The organism is Ruegeria sp. AB7 (assembly GCF_056542625.1).
In genome coordinates this window covers 256,703-274,699 of record NZ_JBQGAC010000003.1, presented here as the reverse complement: position 1 = coordinate 274,699, position 17,997 = coordinate 256,703, and the positions used below count along the sequence as shown (strand labels likewise).

The following is a 17,997-nucleotide window of genomic DNA, read 5'->3' as shown; positions in this document are numbered from 1 at the left end:
CCATTGTCCCACGCCGCCATGAAACGTTGATTGACGCCTGATAAAGGCTGCGACCAGAATACAAGGGCCAGATATGGCAAGAACACGCTCCGCCAATCCAGCAAATGCACAAGCGCCCGGCGCCTACGATGAACGGGCTAGGTCTAAAAAAATTGGCGTGCTGCGGTCATTGTGGCCGTTTATGAAGCCCTATCGACTGCTGATGATCGGCGCGACACTGGCGTTGATCCTGACGGCCAGCATGACGCTGACATTGCCCTTGGCTGTGCGGCGTGTGGTCGACAATTTCCGCATCGAAGATGGTGATTTGCTTGAATGGTACTTTCTGGCCGCCCTCGGTATAGCCGGGATTCTCGCCGTGGGTACGGGTATTCGCTATGCTTTGGTGACCCGGTTGGGTGAACGTGTGGTGGCCGATATCCGAAAGGCGGTTTTTGACCGCGTGATCGGGATGAGCCCCGAGTTTTACGAGCGCATCATGACCGGCGAAGTTCTGAGCCGGATCACCACCGACACAACGCTGATCCAATCGGTGCTGGGGTCGTCTGTGTCCATCGCGCTCCGCAACCTTCTGATGTTCGTCGGTGGACTGGTGCTGATGCTGCTGACGTCGGCCAAGCTGACCGGAATGGTATTGTTGCTTATCCCGCTGGTGGTTGTGCCAATATTGGTACTGGGCCGCAGGTTACGGGTGATCAGCCGGGAAAATCAGGACTGGATTGCGGCGTCCTCTGGAAATGCCGGCGAGGCGTTGGGTGCGGTGCAAACCGTGCAGGCTTTTACTCATGAGGACGCCAGCAGGACGCAGTTTGGAGAGATGACAGAAACTTCGTACGAAGTTTCTCTGCGTCGGATTCAGACCCGTGCGATTCTGACCGTCATTGTGATCTTTCTCGTCTTCTCTGGCATCGTTGGTGTGCTGTGGATGGGTGCGAATGACGTGCGCAACGGGATCATGACCGAGGGCGTGCTGATCCAGTTTGTGATCTATTCGATCATCATGGCGGGTTCAGTTGCGGCGTTGTCCGAAATCTGGAGCGAGTTGCAGCGCGCTGCAGGTGCGACCGAGCGTTTGGTCGAGCTTCTGAACGCTGAAGATACAGTCAACGATCCGTCGCAGGCCAAGGCATTGCCTGTGCCCGTACGCGGAGAGATACGTTTCGACGATGTGACATTCCACTATCCCGCGCGCCCGGACGTTGTCGCGCTGGATCATTTGTCACTGCAGATTAAACCTGGGGAGACAGTGGCCTTTGTCGGCCCGTCTGGTGCGGGCAAGACAACAGTCATCCAGATGATTCAGCGGTTCTATGATCCCGATGCGGGACAGGTCAGTCTTGATGGGCTCGACCTGCGCGAGTTGAACCGTGACGACTTCCGTCAGCACATCGCGCTGGTCCCGCAAGACCCCGTGATCTTTGCCGCTTCGGCGCGCGAGAATATCCGCTTTGGCCGTCTGGACGCCTCAGATGCCGAAGTCGAGTCCGCCGCCCGAGCCGCCGCCGCGCATGAGTTCATCTCGGCTTTGCCCGAAGGGTATGACAGCTTTGTGGGCGAACGGGGCGTAATGCTGTCGGGTGGTCAGAAGCAACGTATCGCCATCGCACGTGCCATCCTGCGCGACGCACCGGTGCTGCTGCTGGACGAGGCGACCTCGGCTTTGGACGCAGAAAGCGAACGTGCGGTGCAGGGTGCGGTTGATAACATGAGGGCAGGGCGCACCACTCTGATCGTGGCGCACCGTCTGGCGACCGTTAAGAAGGCAGACCGGATTGTCGTGCTGGAAGCCGGGCGCATTGTGGCGCAGGGTACCCATAACGATCTGGTGGCGCAGGACGGTTTGTATGCCCGCCTCGCACGCTTGCAGTTCACCGACGGGGTGGCTGCAGAATAAAGTGACGCTCCGGCACATCTCGTTTCGCCGTAGCGTCATTCTACATATTCCCGGACCTGATCGCTAAGCCCTTGCTTGCGCATGGTGTGTTTTGCTTCCATCTTGGAGGTGACAAACAAGCCTGTGCGCGACACGGGAGACAGATCAGGGGAGGAGCCACATGGCCTTTGTGGGATTGGAAGACAAGGCGCGCATCGAGCAGGAGATGGCGTGGGAAGATCGGGACGTACCCGTCACCTTCCATCAACTGTTGTCGCGGACGGCGGGCAAGTTCCCGAACCATAAAGCGATCAGCTTTCAGTTGTTGTCCGGCCCGAGCGACAAGGCCGAGACGCTGACATGGTCCGAACTGCTGGGCAAAGTCAATCAGGCCGCCAACCTATTCCGTTCCCTTGGCATCGGAGAAAACGATGTGGTGGCCTATGTGCTGCCCAACTGCAACGAGACGCTGGTCACCATGATGGGCGGTGCGGTGGCCGGGATCGTGAACCCGATCAACCCGTTGCTGGAGCCAGAGCAGATCGCGGCGATCCTGCGTGAGACCAAGGCCAAGGTTGTCGTCACCCTGAAATCCTTTCCCAAAACCGATGTGGCCCAAAAGGTTGAAGAGGCTGTGCGTCACGCTCCGGGTGTCAACACGATCCTTGAGATCGACCTGAATCGCTATCTGACGCCGCCCAAATCCTGGCTTGTACCGTTCTTGCGCCCAAAGATGGGTGATAAAGAAAAGCTGGCCCATGCGGACTACAAGAACTTCCTTGATGAGCTGAACAAGCAGCCTAAAACGCTGAACTTTGAGGATAGCCAGGAAGATCGGGTGGCGTGCTACTTCCACACGGGCGGCACCACGGGCATGCCGAAAGTGGCGCAGCACAAATACTCGGGCCTTATCTACAATGGCTGGTTGGGCAACACGCTGCTCTTTGACGAGAACGACGTCATCATGTGCCCACTGCCGATGTTCCATGTCTTTGCGGTGCATGTCATCGTGATGGCGGCGGTGTCGTCTGGTGCACATGTGGTATTCCCGACGCCTGCCGGGTATCGCGGTGATGGCGTATTCGACAATTTCTGGAAACTGATCGAACGCTGGAAGGTGTCGTTCATCATCACAGTGCCGACAGCGATTTCAGCCAAAATGCAGCGACCTGTGGATGCGGATATATCCAGCGTTAAAACAGCATTTTCGGGATCAGCTCCGTTGCCGGTCGAACTGTTCCGTCGGTTTGAAGAAGCGACCGGCGTTACTATCGTCGAGGGCTACGGCCTGACCGAGGCCACTTGTCTGGTGTCATGCAACCCCGTGGATGGGGAAAAGAAGATCGGCTCGATCGGCATCCCGTTCCCCTATACGGACGTCAAAATCCTGCAGGACGGGCCGGATGGACCAACCGAGTGCGGCGTAGATCAGATCGGTGAAATTTGCATCTCGAACCCCGGCGTATACGCGGGAAATACTTATACCGAGACCGACAAGAATACGAACCTCTATCATTTCGATAAATACCTGCGCACGGGCGATCTGGGACGGTTTGATGAGGACGGCTATCTGTGGATCACCGGTCGCGCGAAGGACCTGATCATTCGCGGCGGACACAATATCGATCCTGCAGAAATCGAAGAGGCCTTGCTGGGCCATGATGCCGTCGCCTTTGCAGGGGCCATCGGTCAGCCTGATGCGCATTCGGGTGAGGTGCCTTGCGCCTTTGTTGAACTGGTCGAGGGGGCCTCGGTCACTGAACAGGAGCTGATGGACTATTGCAAGGTCCACGTCCATGAACGTGCGGCACAGCCCAAGCATATGACCATTCTGGATGAATTGCCGAAAACCGCCGTTGGCAAGGTTTTCAAACCCGAACTGCGCAAGCAGGCCATCACTCGCATCTACAACGGTGCTTTGGACGCCGCAGGCATTGAAGCGCGGGTTGTTTCGGTAATCGATGACAAGAAGCGAGGTCTTGTCGCGCAGCTTGACGCGAATGGGTCTTCCGAAGACGATGTCTCAAAAGTGCTGGGTTCGTTTACCCGGCCATGGGAGTGGTCTGAATAATTCGGAGGAACAATGGACTATGAACGTCTGATCGACGAGGAGACCTGGGGTTTCATCCGGCGCACAGCCGAGAGCTATCCGGATGATACAGTAGAGATGTCCATTGCTGACCAACGCCGGGTCTATGACGCGATGTGTCAGGACTTCCGCCAGCCGCGCCCACCTGGCATCGAGGTGCGCGACAGGTCCGCCGATGGCGTAGCTGTTCGCATTTATAGCGCCGGTGACCCCACCCGGACCGTCGTCTACATACATGGTGGTGGGTTCGTCGTCGGGGGCTTGGATAGCCACGATGATGTTTGTGCGGAACTCTGCGCCCAGACGGGCTATCGGATCGTTTCGGTCGACTATCGGTTGTGCCCTGAGCATGTGCACCCGGCGCAGTTTCAGGATAGCTGGACCGCCACGAACTGGGTGGTTCAGGAATACGGAGAGCCGATCGTGCTGGCCGGTGACAGCGCGGGTGGCAATCTGGCAGCAGCCGTTTCGCACCATGGTCGGGGGCGGTTGGAAAATGTGCTGGGGCAGGTCCTCATATATCCCGGCTTAGGCGGAGATATGTCGCAGGGGTCGTATATCGAACATGCCAATGCCCCGCTGCTGACATTGGACGATATCCGGTTTTATGAGACTGTTCGGTATCAAGGTACCACGCCCCAGAACGATCCTACCTATGCACCGTTGCATGACGTCGATTTCTCGGGGCTACCGCCGACGGTGGTGGTGACCGCCGATTGCGATCCGCTGCGCGATGACGGGCAAGCTTACTGTGACCGGATCACAGCCGCAGGTGGGCAAGCACATTGCATCAACGAGGCCGGTTTGGTCCATGGGTACCTACGCGCCAGAACATCTGTAAGGCGCGCAGCGGACAGCTTTGAACGCATTTCCGTAGCCATTGAGGCATTGGGGCAGGGGATTTGGTCTTACGACTGAACCGCGTCAGGTCAGGAACGGCTTGGCTTTCATCGTATCCGCCACCGGTGCGCCCATGCGCTGAAGTATGGTTGGTGCAAGCTGTAGCTGGTCGATCACGGTATCCGGTTCAGGGCCTTTGGCCTCGCCAAAATAGTAAAGCGCCGTTTCCTGCTGCAACGGGCTGCGACCACCGTGATGGCCGCGTTCGTCTTGGCCATGATCAGCCGTCACGATGACGTCATAGCCCAACTGCTGCCAGCGCGGGATGAACGGGGCCAGCATTTCGTCCATGACAAAACAGGCATGATCCATCTCTGTGCAATCGTGGAAGAAACGATGCCCCATGCTGTCCAGTGTGCAAGTGTGCAGGATGCCATAATCCAGCCCGAAGCGCAGACACATGTTGGTGAGCGAGGCAAACAGATCGACATCGCTTGGCGTCATCTGGTTGGCGTTGCCATATCCCGTCATTGAATGAAAGCGACCATGGTTGATTGTCAGGTTGTCGGGCTCGTCATATTCAACATCGCGGACGTAGTCGAACGGGTGGCGATTGAAGAATTGAGACCAATAGCTGTGGGTGACCGCGCCGGTTACACCGCCTGCCTCACGCACCTGACTGAACACATCCTTATGGCTTAGTCGGAAGACGTTGCCGTTGCCTGTACAGCCATGCTCTTGCGGTGTGACCCCGGTGTGGATTGACGCATAGCAACTGGCAGAGGTCGAAGGCAGTACAGAGCGGAGTTTCCAAACCCGGGCAGCACCGCTGTCGACCCACCCTTCAAGATTGCCAAACAGTCGACGAAAGTTGCGCCAGGGGACGCCGTCGAGGATGATCAATAGCAGTTTGCGGTCCATGTTCCGGCCCTTGTTTCTGAGTATTCGTTCCGGCGAACCTATGAGATTCGTCCGGCTACGGCTGCGCATTTGCGCCCCAAATAGCAAAATCCCGACGTCTGCTTGTGTTCACAGCGCCGGGAATTTGAATGGTCTTCGGTGTTTCTATGAGAAGGGCGCGGATCAGTTCCCCGCGCTCTCCATTTTGCGGTGAGCGACAACCTCTTCCAGCCAACCAAGATGCATCTCAGGCACCGAGCTAAGCAGCAAGTCTGTATAGTCGTCGAACGGAGGGCTTAGCACCTGACTCTTGGGACCGTAGCGAACCACCCGACCCTGATACATCACCGCGATACTATCGCTGATCGCACGGACTGTCGCCAGATCGTGGGTGATGAACAGGTATGCCACATCCTCGATCTTTTGCAGATCCAGCAGCAGCTTGAGGATACCGTCCGCGACCAGCGGGTCGAGCGCCGAGGTGACCTCATCACAGATGATCATCTTTGGCTTGGCCGCCAGTGATCGCGCGATACAGACACGCTGTTTCTGACCACCCGACAGTTCCGCCGGATAACGATCGATGAACTTCTCGCCCAGTTCGATCTCATCCAGCAGCTCAACGATCCGCTTGCGTTTCTCGGCGCCGCGCATGTTGAAGTAGAACTCGAGTGGGCGGCCGATAATCGTACCGACGGTCTGACGCGGGTTCATTGCCACGTCGGCCATCTGGTAGATCATTTGCAGCTCACGCAGGTCTTCACGCGTACGGCCTTTCAGATCAGAGCTGAGCTTGCGGCCCGCAAAGGTAATCTCACCATCGCGGGGCGGAAGAAGCCCGGTGATGACCCGCGCCAGCGTAGACTTACCCGACCCGGATTCACCCACAACCGCCAGTGTCTGCCCCGGATGAAGCTCGACGTTGACATTATGCAGCACGTCGAAATTCAAGCCTTTGTAGCGCGCGGTGATACCATCGACGCTCAGCACGGGTTCAGGAGTTGGTTTTTTCTCTTCGTGCTCGATTGAGCGGACCGAAACCAGCGCCTGTGTGTACTCTTCTTGCGGGCGGTTGATGATCTGGTCGGTATTTCCGTATTCGACCGTATCGCCCATCCGCAGCACCATGATGTCATCACTGACCTGGGCCACAACTGCCAGATCATGGGTGATATACAAGGCGGCAACGCCCGAGTCGCGAATGGCGTCTTTGATGGCCATCAGCACATCGATTTGGGTAGTCACGTCCAGTGCCGTGGTAGGTTCGTCAAAAACCACCAGATCAGGCTCAGGGCAAAGCGCCAGCGCCGTCATACAGCGCTGCAGCTGTCCGCCCGAAACCTGGTGCGGGTAACGATCACCGATATTGTCAGGGTCGGGCAGACCCAGCTTGGCAAAAAGCTCACGCGCGCGGGATTCAGCCTCTTTGCGCGAAAACTTCTTCTGCTCAACTGCGGCCTCGACCACTTGATCCATGATCTTCTTTGCGGGGTTGAACGATGCGGCGGCGGATTGGGAAACATATGTTACCTCACCACCGCGCAGTTTGCGGATGTCCCCATGAGATGTCTTGAGGATATCACGCCCGTTTACCCAAACCTCGCCCCCGGTGATTTTTACACCGCCACGGCCATATGCCATTGAGGCCAGACCGATGGTAGATTTGCCAGCCCCGGATTCGCCGATCAGACCCAGCACTTTGCCTGGAGCGAGGTCAAAGCTGACCCCGTGCACGATCTCGATGTCATGGGGCTTTTCACCCGGCGGATAGACGGTCGCGCCGATTTTGAGGTCGCGGACCTTGAGAAGGACATCACTCATCCCCGGCCTCCTTTCAACGATGTGGTACGATTCAGGACCCAGTCAGCCACCAGGTTGACCGAGATGGCCAGCGTCGCAATGGCCACAGCGGGATAAAGCGCTGCGCCGATGCCATAGACGATGCCATCCTTGTTTTCCTTCACGATACCGCCCCAGTCAGCCAGCGGTGGCTGGACGCCCAGTCCCAGGAACGACAGGGTCGAGATGAACAGAACCATGAAGATGAACCGTAGCCCGAATTCGGCCACAAGCGGCGACAGCGCATTGGGCAGGATTTCCCGGAAGATGATCCAGGCGCGCCCTTCGCCGCGCAGCTTGGCGGCTTCAACATAGTCCATCACGTTGATGTCCACCGCTACAGATCGCGATAGGCGATACGGGCGGGTGGCATCCAGTAAGCCCATAACAAGGATTAGGATCGGGACGGTCACCGGAACGATGGCCAGAATGACCAGTGCCAGGATCAGAGTCGGGATTGACATGATCAGATCCACCGTACGGCTGAGCGCCTGATCAGCCCATCCGCCCAGTACAGCAGCCAGCAAGCCCAGCGACGTACCGGTCAGAAAGCTGAGCAGCGTCGCCGCTGCCGCGATGAAGATTGTCGTGCGCCCGCCATAGATCATGCGGGTCAGCAGATCGCGACCGATATTGTCAGTGCCTAGCAGATGTTCGGGGCTGCTCGGCTCCCAGACGTCGCCGACGACTTCTGCCATTCCATAGGGTGCAATCAACGGGGCGGCGATCGCCACGAAGAAATAAGCGAAGGTGAAGATAAGGCCAATCAGAGCCGAAAGAGGAATGTTCTTTATCATTTCGGATGCCTCAGTCTTGGGTTGGCAAGGATCGACACGATATCTGCAACCATGTTCAGACCGATATAAACGGCCGCAAACACCACGCCGCAGGCCAGAACAACCGGCACATCACGTTTGGTCACGGCATCCACAAGGTATTGCCCCATACCGGGATAGACGAACACAACCTCGACCACGACAACACCCACGACCAAATAGGCCAGGTTCAGCATGACGACGTTCACGATCGGTGAAATCGCGTTAGGAAAGGCATGGCGGGCAATAACCTGAAATGTGCTGAGGCCTTTCAATTCAGCGGTTTCGATATAGGCCGATTGCATGAGGTTCAGAATGGCCGCGCGCGTCATGCGCATCATCTGTGCCAGCACGACCAGCGTCAGAACAAAGGCAGGTAGCGCGATTGCATTCAACTTTTGTCCAAACGACATAGAATCATTGATCATCGCAAGCGACGAGAACCACCCCAATTTCACTGAGATATAGTAGATCACCACATAACCGATCAGAAACTCGGGGATCGAAACCGTCGTCAGGGTGATGGCTGAAATCAGTTTGTCGGGCCAGCGATTGCGGAACCGCACGGCAAGCAGCCCCAGAAAGATTGCAAGCGGTACGGAAACTATTGCTGCCACGCAAGCCAGGAACAGAGTGTTCCCAAGGCGTTTTCCAATACTCTCGGAGATATCAAGTTTGTTGGTCAGGGATTGACCCAGGTCACCCTGAAGTATGCCGCCCAACCACTCGAAATAGCGTGTAAGGGCAGGCCGGTTCAGGCCCATTTCTTCGCGTAGGTTTGCCAAGGCCTCTGGAGTTGCGGACTGCCCCAGGACGGCTTGCGCGGCGTCTCCGGGTAGGGCTTCGGTTAGGCCGAAAATCAGGGCCGAAGCGCCGAGCAGCAAAAGGAGTCCCAGCGCCAGGCGCTGGGAAACCAATTTGATGATGGGATGCATTATCCGTAGCCCGTTTTAGACGAACCACATTTTGCGGGATATGTTGCCGTTCATCATCTCTTGCGTTGGGTCAGATTCCCAGCCATCCAACTGGTTGCTGACGCCTTCGACAAAGTCGTTGAACATCGGGCAGATCAGGCCGCCTTCGTTGCGGACCATTTGACCCATCTGGCTATAGATGGCTTTGCGTTTCTCAGGGTCGAGTTCCGCCTTTGCTGCAAACAATAAGTCGTCAAACGCCTGAACCTTAAACCTCGTGTCATTCCAGTCTGCGGTCGACAGATACGCAGTCGAGTACATCTGGTCCTGAACCGGACGGCCGCCCCAGTAAGACGCACAGAAGGGTTGAACGTTCCAAACCTCGGACCAGTAGCCATCATTGGGCTCACGCTTGATTTCAAGCGGAATTCCAGCCTGTGCAGCAGTCTGCTGGAACAGAGCAGCAGCATCTACAGCACCTGGGAACGCACCATCGGCAACGCGCAAAATAATCGGAGAGCCATCATGTCCAGATTTCTTATAGTGCTCTGCAGCCTTTTCAACACTGAATTCGCGCTGTTCGATGGTTTCATCAAACAATGGATAGGCTGAATTGATCGGCATATCATTCCCGATCGAGCCATAGCCGCGCAGAACTTTGTCAACCAATTCCGCTCGGTTGATGGCGTACTTCAGTGCGGTGCGCAGTTCATTGTTATCAAACGGAGCCGTGTCGCAATGCATGATGAAGACATAGTGACCGCGACCAGCGGTTGAATGCACCGTCAGGTTAGGCGCACGGCCCAACAGGTCGGCAACTTTGGGTTCAACGCGGTTGACGGCGTGGACCTGTCCGGACTGCAGTGCAGCGGTCCGTGCCGTCGCATCGTTGATCACAACAACTTCTACGCTGTCAAAATTGCCGAAATCGCTGTTCCAGTGGTTTTCGTTCTTGGTGAACAAGTGGCGGACGCCGGGTTCGTCCACTTCTAGTTTGTACGGGCCGGTGCCGATACCTGCCGCAGGATTATCCATGCCGCCATCGGGCTGAATGATGAGGTGATAGTCGGCCATCAGATACGGCAGGTCAGCGTTCGGCTCGGTCAGTGTGACCTGGAAATTGTCTCCATCGGCCTTCATCGACTCGATGCCTTTCATGATGCCCAAGGCACCTGATTTGGAATCTTCGTTCGAGTGGCGCTGCATAGTTTTCAGCACGTCTTCGCTGGTCATGGTCTTGCCGTTGTGGAACTCGACCCCTTGACGCAGCTTGAACGTCCATACTTTCGCGTCTGCACTTCCTTCGACGCTTTCAGCCAGGCGCGGTTCGATGGTTCCGTCGGGCGCCACTTCGACCAGTTGGTCTCCGAACTGCTTGCCGTTCTGGAACGGGACTGAGCTTGCGTAGGTTGCCGGATCAAGTGAGTTGGTTGATTCACCACCCTGCAAACCGAATTTCAGATCGCCGCCCTTTTTCGGACCAGCGGCACGTGCCGCATCGGCAAACATAGTGCTTGCCATTGCGGCCGAGACACCCAGTGCCGCTGCTTTGCCCATGAATTCACGGCGGGTCAGCTTTCCAGCTGTGACCTGCTTTGACATGTGAGTGAGTTGTTCGTTCATCCAGATTTCTCCCAGTTGATAGGATGTTCAGCCCGTTGGCGGGCTTTTTATTGACGCATGAGTCAACTTAGGTGCAATTCAGGGCAGCGGGCAAGTGCAAATCTCTTGAAATAATGGGGAGGTTCCGCCTTTGATCGCGCCAGATGATCTTGTTATGAGCCTTTGGAAATCCAAAACCCCTTATTACTAACTACTTACTCTGACCTGAACAAATTATCCGATAGTTGCCTGGTCAGTTTAGCATGAACTTTCGTTCCACAGATCAAACGCCATTCCGGCCTTTAAGTGATTCTATCTGGTGGTTTTTTCGGATGGGCGGAGTCAGGGTCCCGGATCAGTTTTTTATTGCAACAATCAGATCCATTACGTTTGTGCCTGTGGGTCCCGTGACCAACAGCGCCCCCGCCTTGTCGAGGAAACTGCCGCTATCTGCATTGTCCAGATACGCTTGCGCCTTATCAGACCAAGTGTCACCGGTAACGATGGCGCCTGCTGCATCTGTTGGCCCGTCGGTGCCATCTGTTCCTCCGACGATGACGGTCAAATCAGATTGCCCTGCGATTTCGCGCGCAAGTGCCAGAGCAAGGGCCTGATTACGCCCACCGCGCCCTGGCGCATCAGGTAGGACCACGGTTGGTTCGCCGCCAAATACCATGGCGCCCTTGGGCATATTTCGCAGCCGATCTCCTAATTTAGCTGCAACCGAGAGATAGTCATCGTGCATCGCTTCTTCGTTGTCGAGGACCTTGATGCCTGAGTTCTCAGCCGCAAATGCTGCGGCGTCGCGCGCGTGTGCATTTGATGCGATTATAGCGGTGTGGGCAGAAAACTCCGGTTCGTCGGGCAATGACCCGATACCGGAGCCAATAACACCCAGATCATCGCCCGGGACGTCCGAGATCGCCAGAACGGTCACGCTTTTCCCCGAGAATGCCGACAACAAACCGCCGCCCTTGATCCGGGACAGCTTGCGCCGTTCCGTGTTCATTGCGCCGATGTCGAGGCCTTCACTCAGCAGTCTTTGGTTGAGGGCCTCAAGATCATCCAATGTCGCACCGGCCAAGAGGTCCTCGGCAAGCGAAGAAGCCCCTCCCGAAACTAGCAGAAGCAGCTTGCTGTTGGGTTTCATCGCTTCAACCGTTTCGCGCAATGCCTGCCCACCCTTCAGACTGCGGGCATCGGGAACCGGGTGTGCAGCTTCAATCACCACAATATGCCTAGGCAGGTCGTGGCCATGGCCATCCTTGGTAACCACCAGAGTGGGCACTGGGCCAAACCGTTCGACGGCGGCACGGGCCATGGCGCCTGCGGCTTTTCCAACGGCCAATATCTGATCTGGGGCTTCGATCGCCTGAGTGGCCTCCAGCGTTGCGCGATATCCATCAACCGCCGCCACACCTGCGCGCCAAATGTCCTGTGCCTGTTGCGAACTCTGCATCAGCTTTCCATCCAAATTGTGACTGGTCCGTCATTGACCAACTCTACCGCCATGTCAGCTCCGAACGCACCTGTCTCAACCGGAATGCCCCGCGATGAAAGGTTGTGTACAAACGCCTCGTAGAGGTGTTCGCCCTCAGCCGCCGGGGCGGCCCCGGAAAACCCAGGCCTGTTTCCACGCGATGTGTCAGCTGCCAAGGTGAACTGGCTGACCACCAGGGCCGAGCCCTCAATGTCCAATATCGACCGGTTCATCTTTCCCGCGTCGTCCTTGAAGATACGGAGCTTTGCGATCTTTTCAGCCAATTGATCAGCTTGTGTCTCTCCATCCCCCTGCATCGCACAAACCAGAATCATCAATCCGGGGCCCGATCGCCCGATGACTGCTCCATCGACTTTGACCGAGGCACTGGAAATTCTTTGAAGTAAGGCGCGCATCTGCAGGTCCTGTAGTTTATTGCTATTCGTGCCAATCGATCACTTCATCCAGCGCGGCACGTTCCGTTCTGAACGCGTTCGCCGGGTGATCCATATCCGCATATCCGAACGAAATCGCGCACAGAATCAAGCGATCTTCTGATATCCCGAAATAACGGTGAAGAAATGTGCCATGGGCCGCTACCGCTGCCTGCGGGATACAAGCCACACCCAGGGCCTGCGCCGCCAGTGAAAATGCGGTCACGAAGCCACCACAATCCATCGCGCCGTAAGGGCCCAGTTCAGCAGGGCTGGACAGTATGGCGCAATGTGCGGCGCCGAACAGAGCATAGTTTTCCATCATCTGTTGCGCCGAAGCCCTGCGATCACCTTTTTCGATACCAACCGCTTTGTAGAGGGCCCAGCCACAGGCGCGACGGCGCTCTTGATAAACACCGGAATAGCCGGTTGGAAAGGGTAAGTCCGGAGCAGGCGCAACGTGCGAAGCTTCGTGTTGCAACGCGTCCCGAAACTGGTCTGTCTCGGCCCCGCTGGTGATCACGATCTGCCAGGGTTGCGCGTTGCACCAGCTTGGAACACGCGCAGCACTGGCGACGATCTGTTCAATCTGTTCGCGCGGCACCAGGTCCGTGCGAAAGGCACGGCAAGAAAAACGATCGGCCAAGAGCGCGTTCAGAGCGTCAAGGTGCAATTCAACATCTCCTTTCAGGCATGCCGAGGAGTAGGTTCCAAGAGCGTGCTCTGCTTATCAGCTTTATTGCTGTCCAGTTGCCACCAGATACCCGACGCCGGCCGCAACGAGAAGGCCCAGAACCACGGCGATCGTAATCTTGATTGCGGACCAGGGACGCTCACCCTGAACGCGGCCGGTCCGGCCATTGACCACAAAACGATAGGTCTGGCCGCGGTATTTGTAGGCCGCCATCCAAACCGGCAAAAGGATGTGTTTGAATGTGACATCTCGCACTTCGGTGTCGACAGCGTGAATGCGCTGACGATCGCCTCCGATATCAAACCGCACGTCACGCTCGATCACCCGTGCCATATGTGCGCGGGCCTCTTGATAACCTTCTCGCAGTTCGACCGTGTAAGCCTCGGCGCGGAAACCGGCCAGATATTCCGGCTGGTATGGCTCAAGCGCAGGCAGGTCCCATGGCTCCAGCGCATCGGTATAGGATTTGGGCAGCGATTGTGATGCCAACACCAGAACATCGTCAAAGAACCGTGCAACCCGTCCGGATTTTGGCGTCCAGCGCACTTTGGGAACCTGTTGCTGCACGCGCTTTCCATCGCGCATCACAGTGCGAGTTTCGTAATACACTACACCGCGTTCCCCACGATAACTCGACTTGGTATCAGCGTCGAAGGTCCAATACGGGACATAAATGCCCTGCATCTTGCGTCCCTTTCGGGCGTATTCCTTCAACCCGTTAGGTGCAAACCACAGTCGGCCCAGCCAATCCCCCATTGCCTTGTGGGCCGAGCGTTCATCCAGTGCAAAGGGCAACACTCCGCGGGGTTTGATATGGCGGCTAACGCCTGTATCGGTCACTACCGGAGTGGCACAGAACGGGCACTCCGCAGCATGGGTGTTCGGATCAAACTCAACCTGAGCCGCGCAGTTCGGACAGGTCAGAACACGGGTTTCTTCAATCTCGCTGTTAGGCAAGCGATCCGCGATGGCGGCGTCGAAATCCAGTTCTCGCAGACTCGCACCACCCCATGGGCCAGCACCGATCGTTCTGGTGTTGCCACAATGATCGCAGGTCAGCGTTCCGTCACCGGGATTGAACCGATAATCCGCCCCGCATTGGTCGCAGGGGAAACGGTGTTCGTCTTTCGCCATGACAGAACCTCGAAATCAGGTTACCAGATGTCAGATCACGCGCCAGGAGGCGGCGGAGGCAGGATCGTGAACAGCTGTGCCAGTTCCTGCACGTCGCCTGCCTTCTTCCAACCGTCCTGACCGGCAGTCCAGACGTGGGTATCACGCGTGATTTCACCATCGGTTGCCATACGACCCATCTTGGCCTTGGAGAACGGCCCGCTGGTCTGGCCATCCACCGCGATATGCCACACGTGCTCGACGGGTGGCGGGGGTGGCGGTGCCGAAGGCGCTGAGGCTTGCGGGGCAGCGGGGGCGGAACCGCCCCAAGGGCCGCTCGGCTGACCCGCTGCCATGTTCGACATCTGCTGCGCCATCGCCATGCCCATTCCCATGCCAAGACCCGCTCCCATGCCGCCACCCTGGCCAGGGTTGTTGGCTGCCGCAGTCATCGCTTCGGCTGCGGAATACTGCGTGAACTTGCCCAGATCGCCCGCCAACCCCATCGATGTGCGTTTGTCCAGCGCGGCCTCGACCGCTGGTGGCAGCGAGATGTTCTCGATGTAGAACTCGGGCATGCTCAAACCATATCCGTCCAGCACCGGCGATACCTCGGCTGCGATCAACTTGCCCAGATCGGCGGTGTTCGCCGCCATATCGAGAACCGGGATCCCCGAGCCTGCGATGACGCGGCTGAATTCCTGCACGATGATGTTTCTGATCTGAAAGCTGATCTCGTCCATGGTGAATTCACCATCGGTGCCTACGATCTCTACTAGGAATTTCGCCGGGTCCTTGACCCGCACTGTATAGGTGCCGAAGGCCCGGATGCGTGTTGGTCCAAACTCGGGATCGCGCAGCATGATCGGGTTTTTCGTGCCCCATTTCAGGTCATTGAAACGGGTCGTGTTGACGAAATAGATCTCGGACTTGAACGGAGACTGAAAGCCGTGATCCCAATGCTGCAGCGTCGTCATGATCGGCATGTTGTTTGTCTCAAGCATGTAGAGACCTGGGGTGAAAACATCTGCCAACTGCCCCTCATGCACAAAGACCGCCGCTTGACCTTCGCGCACGGTCAGCTTGGCGCCGTATTTGATCTCGTGTCCTTCACGCTCGAACCGCCAGACCATGGTGTCGCGCGTATCGTCGACCCAGTGGATGACATCTATGAATTCACCGGTCAGAAAATCAAAAATTCCCATTGGATTTCTCCTGTCTTCGGGGTCAGAGCGACTGCCCCATCAATTCGCGTGCAATGATACGGACCACTGGCCGCGCTTCGTCAGCTGTCATGCCTGGCTTGAGGCGCGGGTCGTATAGAATGGTTAGTAGTTTTTCATCATGGCTTGTGAGCAGGGCGAACTCGTCGTCATCGTTGAAGATTGATGGCCGGGCAGACGGGCTGTCATTCGGCAGCCCCAATCCCTGAGCGATCTCTTCGTGGACGCAACTCAGGCGCACCAGATCGGGATGTTCCGCCCGGATCAGGGCAACAGCCCGGGTATATGTCTGTGGCGCGCTGTTCGACGCCGAAGCGAATACAAAGCAATAGAAAGAGCGTGGCAGTTTGTCGAAGAGGTCAAGTTGTGCCTGCCCTATGCCCGGGATCAGTTGTCGCAGCCGGGCTTGCACATAAGCGGTATCATCTTCACCCGCCACGAAGACGTGGAAATTTGCATTCCGGGTGGTGGTTGAGACCGGGTGTCCAGTGAGCCGCGACAAGCGGTTGGCGTAGGCGTCAATTCGGGTGGCCTCTTGCTGGCGGACTTCAGGTGCAACCGATGGACCAAACTCGGGCTTTATGCGAACCGGCGACGACCAGCGACTAAGCTGTCGGCTGGTGCGACTGCTGCCGCTGGCAACGGCTTGCCCCGGATATTCATTATAAAACGCTATGGTCTCAAAGTTCCGAGCCAGATCATCGGCATCATAGGGCGTATCAGGGCCACCGCCATCGGTTCTCAGCAACCCGCGCGTCAGCAGGTTATTTTGTACGCTTTCATAGTATCGCGCGAGATCAAGGCTCGCTGGTGAGGGCGCTTGATATGCATTGCTCAAGCCTTGCGGCTGGGCAGGTTGAGGTTCAGGAGCGATCGTCGTCGTCAATGCCTCATCGCAGCCAGCAAATGCCAGCAGCGACAAGCCCAATACTGCAATCTTAGCGCGATGAAATGGCCGCACGCCCGCTGTTTCCATTATCCGGGAACAGCCGTTCCGGCATTGTCGCCGATCCCGTCCTGTCGCGCCTTGGCCGAGGCGAGCGTGTCGCGCAATTCGGCCTCCATCTTCTTCAGTTCTTCCTCGGCTGCGGCGCGTTTGGCCTTGCCTTCGTCTGCAATGGCGAGGCTTTCGTTGATGGTGCCGATCAGGTCTGCATTGGCTTGTTTGACGGCTTCGATATCGAAGACGCCACGCTCCATCTCTTCGCGGATCATTTTGTTGGATTCGCGCAAGTTGGCGGCGTTCGAGGTCAGTAATTCATTGGTCAGATCGTTGGCATCACGTACGGCAGCGGCGGCCTCGGCACTGCGCTGTATGGTGACAGCTTGTGCCAGCTGGGTTTCCCAGAGCGGTACTGTGTTGACGAGGGTCGAGTTGATCTTGGTCACCAGCGACTTGTCATTTTCCTGCACCAGACGGATGGAGGGCAGCGATTGCATCGTCACCTGACGGGTAAGCTTCAGGTCGTGGACCCGGCGTTCCAGATCATCGCGCGCGGCACGCAAGTCGCGCAATTCCTGCGCTTTCATCACCTGTTGGTCTTCGGGCGCGGCCTGAACCTCGGCCTCTTTTTCAGGAATGTCGTGGCTGTCCAGCTCGGTCAGCTTCTCCTCTCCCGCTGCGATGTACAGTGCGAGTTCGTCGTAGAACTCCAGCGTTTTTTCGTACAGCAGATCCAAAGACTTGATATCTTTCAGCAGTGTATGCTCATGCCCCAGAAGATCATCAGTGATCCGGTCGATCTGGCTTTGAACGTCTTCATACTGCGCTGTGAACTTGGCAAAGGGCGCGGCGCGGCCCAGTAGTTTTTCCCACCAGCTACGCTCGCGACGCACATCCAGTTCGCTGACTGAAAATCCGCGGATCGTTGTTACGATGTTGCGAAGGCTGTCACCCGCCGGGCCCACATCCTTGTTGCGGACATCGGCCAGCATCGCCTGACTGATCTCTTGCAATTCTGCCTGTGCTGAAGACCCAAAGGACACGATCGAGTTTGTGTCGCCCATGTCGATCTCGCCCATCCGCTTGCGGATCTCGGCACCAACCGGTTCGTCGGCCTCTTCCAACGGGACAATCTCGGCCTGCGGCTCGGGGAGGGCTACGGCGGTGACTTCCTGCACCAGCGTTTCAGCCTCGACTGCCTTGTTTTTAATCTCATCGGACATGGGGTAATCCTCGCT

15 protein-coding genes are annotated in these 17,997 nt (G+C 57.1%); 3 read left to right on the top strand and 12 right to left on the bottom strand.

All coding sequences use genetic code 11. The features are described 5' to 3' along the window. Positions 1-73: 73 nt before the first annotated feature. The 3 genes from ACR0EN_RS11215 (at position 74) to ACR0EN_RS11205 (ending at position 4,880) form a co-directional block, all read left to right on the top strand. The gene (locus tag ACR0EN_RS11215) at positions 74-1,894 is read left to right on the top strand and encodes an ABC transporter transmembrane domain-containing protein (RefSeq protein ID WP_480586770.1); all 1,821 of its coding nucleotides are present in this window, start codon (positions 74-76) and stop codon (positions 1,892-1,894) included. Between the two features lie 160 nt (positions 1,895-2,054). Beyond that, complete coding sequence (locus ACR0EN_RS11210) at positions 2,055-3,944, top strand: acyl-CoA synthetase (protein ID WP_480562409.1); 1,890 nt, start codon at positions 2,055-2,057, stop codon at positions 3,942-3,944. A gap of 12 nt (positions 3,945-3,956) precedes the next feature. Then, positions 3,957-4,880 (top strand): alpha/beta hydrolase, encoded by a 924-nt coding sequence (locus ACR0EN_RS11205; protein ID WP_170818800.1) that lies wholly within the window; start codon positions 3,957-3,959, stop codon positions 4,878-4,880. Between the two features lie 6 nt (positions 4,881-4,886). Here the strand turns inward: ACR0EN_RS11205 and ACR0EN_RS11200 are convergent, their stop codons facing one another. From ACR0EN_RS11200 to ACR0EN_RS11145, 12 genes are all read right to left on the bottom strand, one after another. Then, positions 4,887-5,723 carry an alkaline phosphatase family protein gene (locus ACR0EN_RS11200; RefSeq protein ID WP_170818799.1) on the bottom strand — a complete coding sequence of 279 codons (837 nt, stop codon included), beginning with the start codon at positions 5,721-5,723 and terminating at the stop codon, positions 4,887-4,889. Between the two features lie 162 nt (positions 5,724-5,885). Continuing rightward, positions 5,886-7,523: an ABC transporter ATP-binding protein gene (locus tag ACR0EN_RS11195; protein WP_480586765.1), complete on the bottom strand. Its 1,638-nt coding sequence runs from the start codon at positions 7,521-7,523 to the stop codon at positions 5,886-5,888. Further along, complete coding sequence (locus ACR0EN_RS11190; RefSeq protein WP_170402849.1) at positions 7,520-8,335, bottom strand: ABC transporter permease; 816 nt, start codon at positions 8,333-8,335, stop codon at positions 7,520-7,522. Before ACR0EN_RS11190 ends, ACR0EN_RS11195 begins: the two co-directional genes overlap by 4 nt. Further along, the gene (locus tag ACR0EN_RS11185; protein ID WP_170392259.1) at positions 8,335-9,291 is read right to left on the bottom strand and encodes an ABC transporter permease; all 957 of its coding nucleotides are present in this window, start codon (positions 9,289-9,291) and stop codon (positions 8,335-8,337) included. The genes ACR0EN_RS11190 and ACR0EN_RS11185 overlap by 1 nt, the downstream gene beginning before the upstream one ends. A gap of 15 nt (positions 9,292-9,306) precedes the next feature. Further along, positions 9,307-10,893 carry an ABC transporter substrate-binding protein gene (locus ACR0EN_RS11180; RefSeq protein ID WP_170392257.1) on the bottom strand — a complete coding sequence of 529 codons (1,587 nt, stop codon included), beginning with the start codon at positions 10,891-10,893 and terminating at the stop codon, positions 9,307-9,309. 334 nt (positions 10,894-11,227) lie between these two features. Next, complete coding sequence (locus ACR0EN_RS11175) at positions 11,228-12,331, bottom strand: glycerate kinase type-2 family protein (protein WP_480586762.1); 1,104 nt, start codon at positions 12,329-12,331, stop codon at positions 11,228-11,230. Continuing rightward, the gene (gene dtd, locus ACR0EN_RS11170; RefSeq protein ID WP_170801945.1) at positions 12,331-12,768 is read right to left on the bottom strand and encodes a D-aminoacyl-tRNA deacylase; all 438 of its coding nucleotides are present in this window, start codon (positions 12,766-12,768) and stop codon (positions 12,331-12,333) included. Before dtd ends, ACR0EN_RS11175 begins: the two co-directional genes overlap by 1 nt. A gap of 22 nt (positions 12,769-12,790) precedes the next feature. Further along, complete coding sequence (locus ACR0EN_RS11165) at positions 12,791-13,459, bottom strand: nitroreductase (protein WP_480586759.1); 669 nt, start codon at positions 13,457-13,459, stop codon at positions 12,791-12,793. Positions 13,460-13,522: 63 nt separating this feature from the next. After that, positions 13,523-14,614 carry a TFIIB-type zinc finger domain-containing protein gene (locus ACR0EN_RS11160; RefSeq protein WP_480586756.1) on the bottom strand — a complete coding sequence of 364 codons (1,092 nt, stop codon included), beginning with the start codon at positions 14,612-14,614 and terminating at the stop codon, positions 13,523-13,525. Positions 14,615-14,649: 35 nt separating this feature from the next. Continuing rightward, on the bottom strand, positions 14,650-15,798 hold the full coding sequence (locus ACR0EN_RS11155) for an SPFH domain-containing protein (RefSeq protein WP_480586753.1): 1,149 nt from the start codon (positions 15,796-15,798) through the stop codon (positions 14,650-14,652). 22 nt (positions 15,799-15,820) lie between these two features. Then, positions 15,821-16,792: a DUF2927 domain-containing protein gene (locus tag ACR0EN_RS11150; RefSeq protein WP_480586750.1), complete on the bottom strand. Its 972-nt coding sequence runs from the start codon at positions 16,790-16,792 to the stop codon at positions 15,821-15,823. After that, positions 16,792-17,982 (bottom strand): toxic anion resistance protein, encoded by a 1,191-nt coding sequence (locus ACR0EN_RS11145; protein WP_170392243.1) that lies wholly within the window; start codon positions 17,980-17,982, stop codon positions 16,792-16,794. Before ACR0EN_RS11145 ends, ACR0EN_RS11150 begins: the two co-directional genes overlap by 1 nt. Between the last annotated feature and the right edge of the window lie 15 nt (positions 17,983-17,997).

Excerpts from the sequence above, each read along its gene's own strand:
- ACR0EN_RS11205 (WP_170818800.1), top strand. The coding sequence starts at position 3,957 with ATGGACTATGAACGTCTGATCGACGAGGAGACCTGGGGTTTCATCCGG.
- ACR0EN_RS11210 (WP_480562409.1), top strand. The coding sequence starts at position 2,055 with ATGGCCTTTGTGGGATTGGAAGACAAGGCGCGCATCGAGCAGGAGATG.
- ACR0EN_RS11185 (WP_170392259.1), bottom strand. The coding sequence starts at position 9,291 with ATGCATCCCATCATCAAATTGGTTTCCCAGCGCCTGGCGCTGGGACTC.
- ACR0EN_RS11155 (WP_480586753.1), bottom strand. The coding sequence starts at position 15,798 with ATGGGAATTTTTGATTTTCTGACCGGTGAATTCATAGATGTCATCCAC.
- ACR0EN_RS11195 (WP_480586765.1), bottom strand. The coding sequence starts at position 7,523 with ATGAGTGATGTCCTTCTCAAGGTCCGCGACCTCAAAATCGGCGCGACC.
- dtd (WP_170801945.1), bottom strand. The coding sequence starts at position 12,768 with ATGCGCGCCTTACTTCAAAGAATTTCCAGTGCCTCGGTCAAAGTCGAT.
- ACR0EN_RS11160 (WP_480586756.1), bottom strand. The coding sequence starts at position 14,614 with ATGGCGAAAGACGAACACCGTTTCCCCTGCGACCAATGCGGGGCGGAT.
- ACR0EN_RS11175 (WP_480586762.1), bottom strand. The coding sequence starts at position 12,331 with ATGCAGAGTTCGCAACAGGCACAGGACATTTGGCGCGCAGGTGTGGCG.
- ACR0EN_RS11145 (WP_170392243.1), bottom strand. The coding sequence starts at position 17,982 with ATGTCCGATGAGATTAAAAACAAGGCAGTCGAGGCTGAAACGCTGGTG.
- ACR0EN_RS11200 (WP_170818799.1), bottom strand. The coding sequence starts at position 5,723 with ATGGACCGCAAACTGCTATTGATCATCCTCGACGGCGTCCCCTGGCGC.
- ACR0EN_RS11150 (WP_480586750.1), bottom strand. The coding sequence starts at position 16,792 with ATGGAAACAGCGGGCGTGCGGCCATTTCATCGCGCTAAGATTGCAGTA.
- ACR0EN_RS11215 (WP_480586770.1), top strand. The coding sequence starts at position 74 with ATGGCAAGAACACGCTCCGCCAATCCAGCAAATGCACAAGCGCCCGGC.
- ACR0EN_RS11180 (WP_170392257.1), bottom strand. The coding sequence starts at position 10,893 with ATGAACGAACAACTCACTCACATGTCAAAGCAGGTCACAGCTGGAAAG.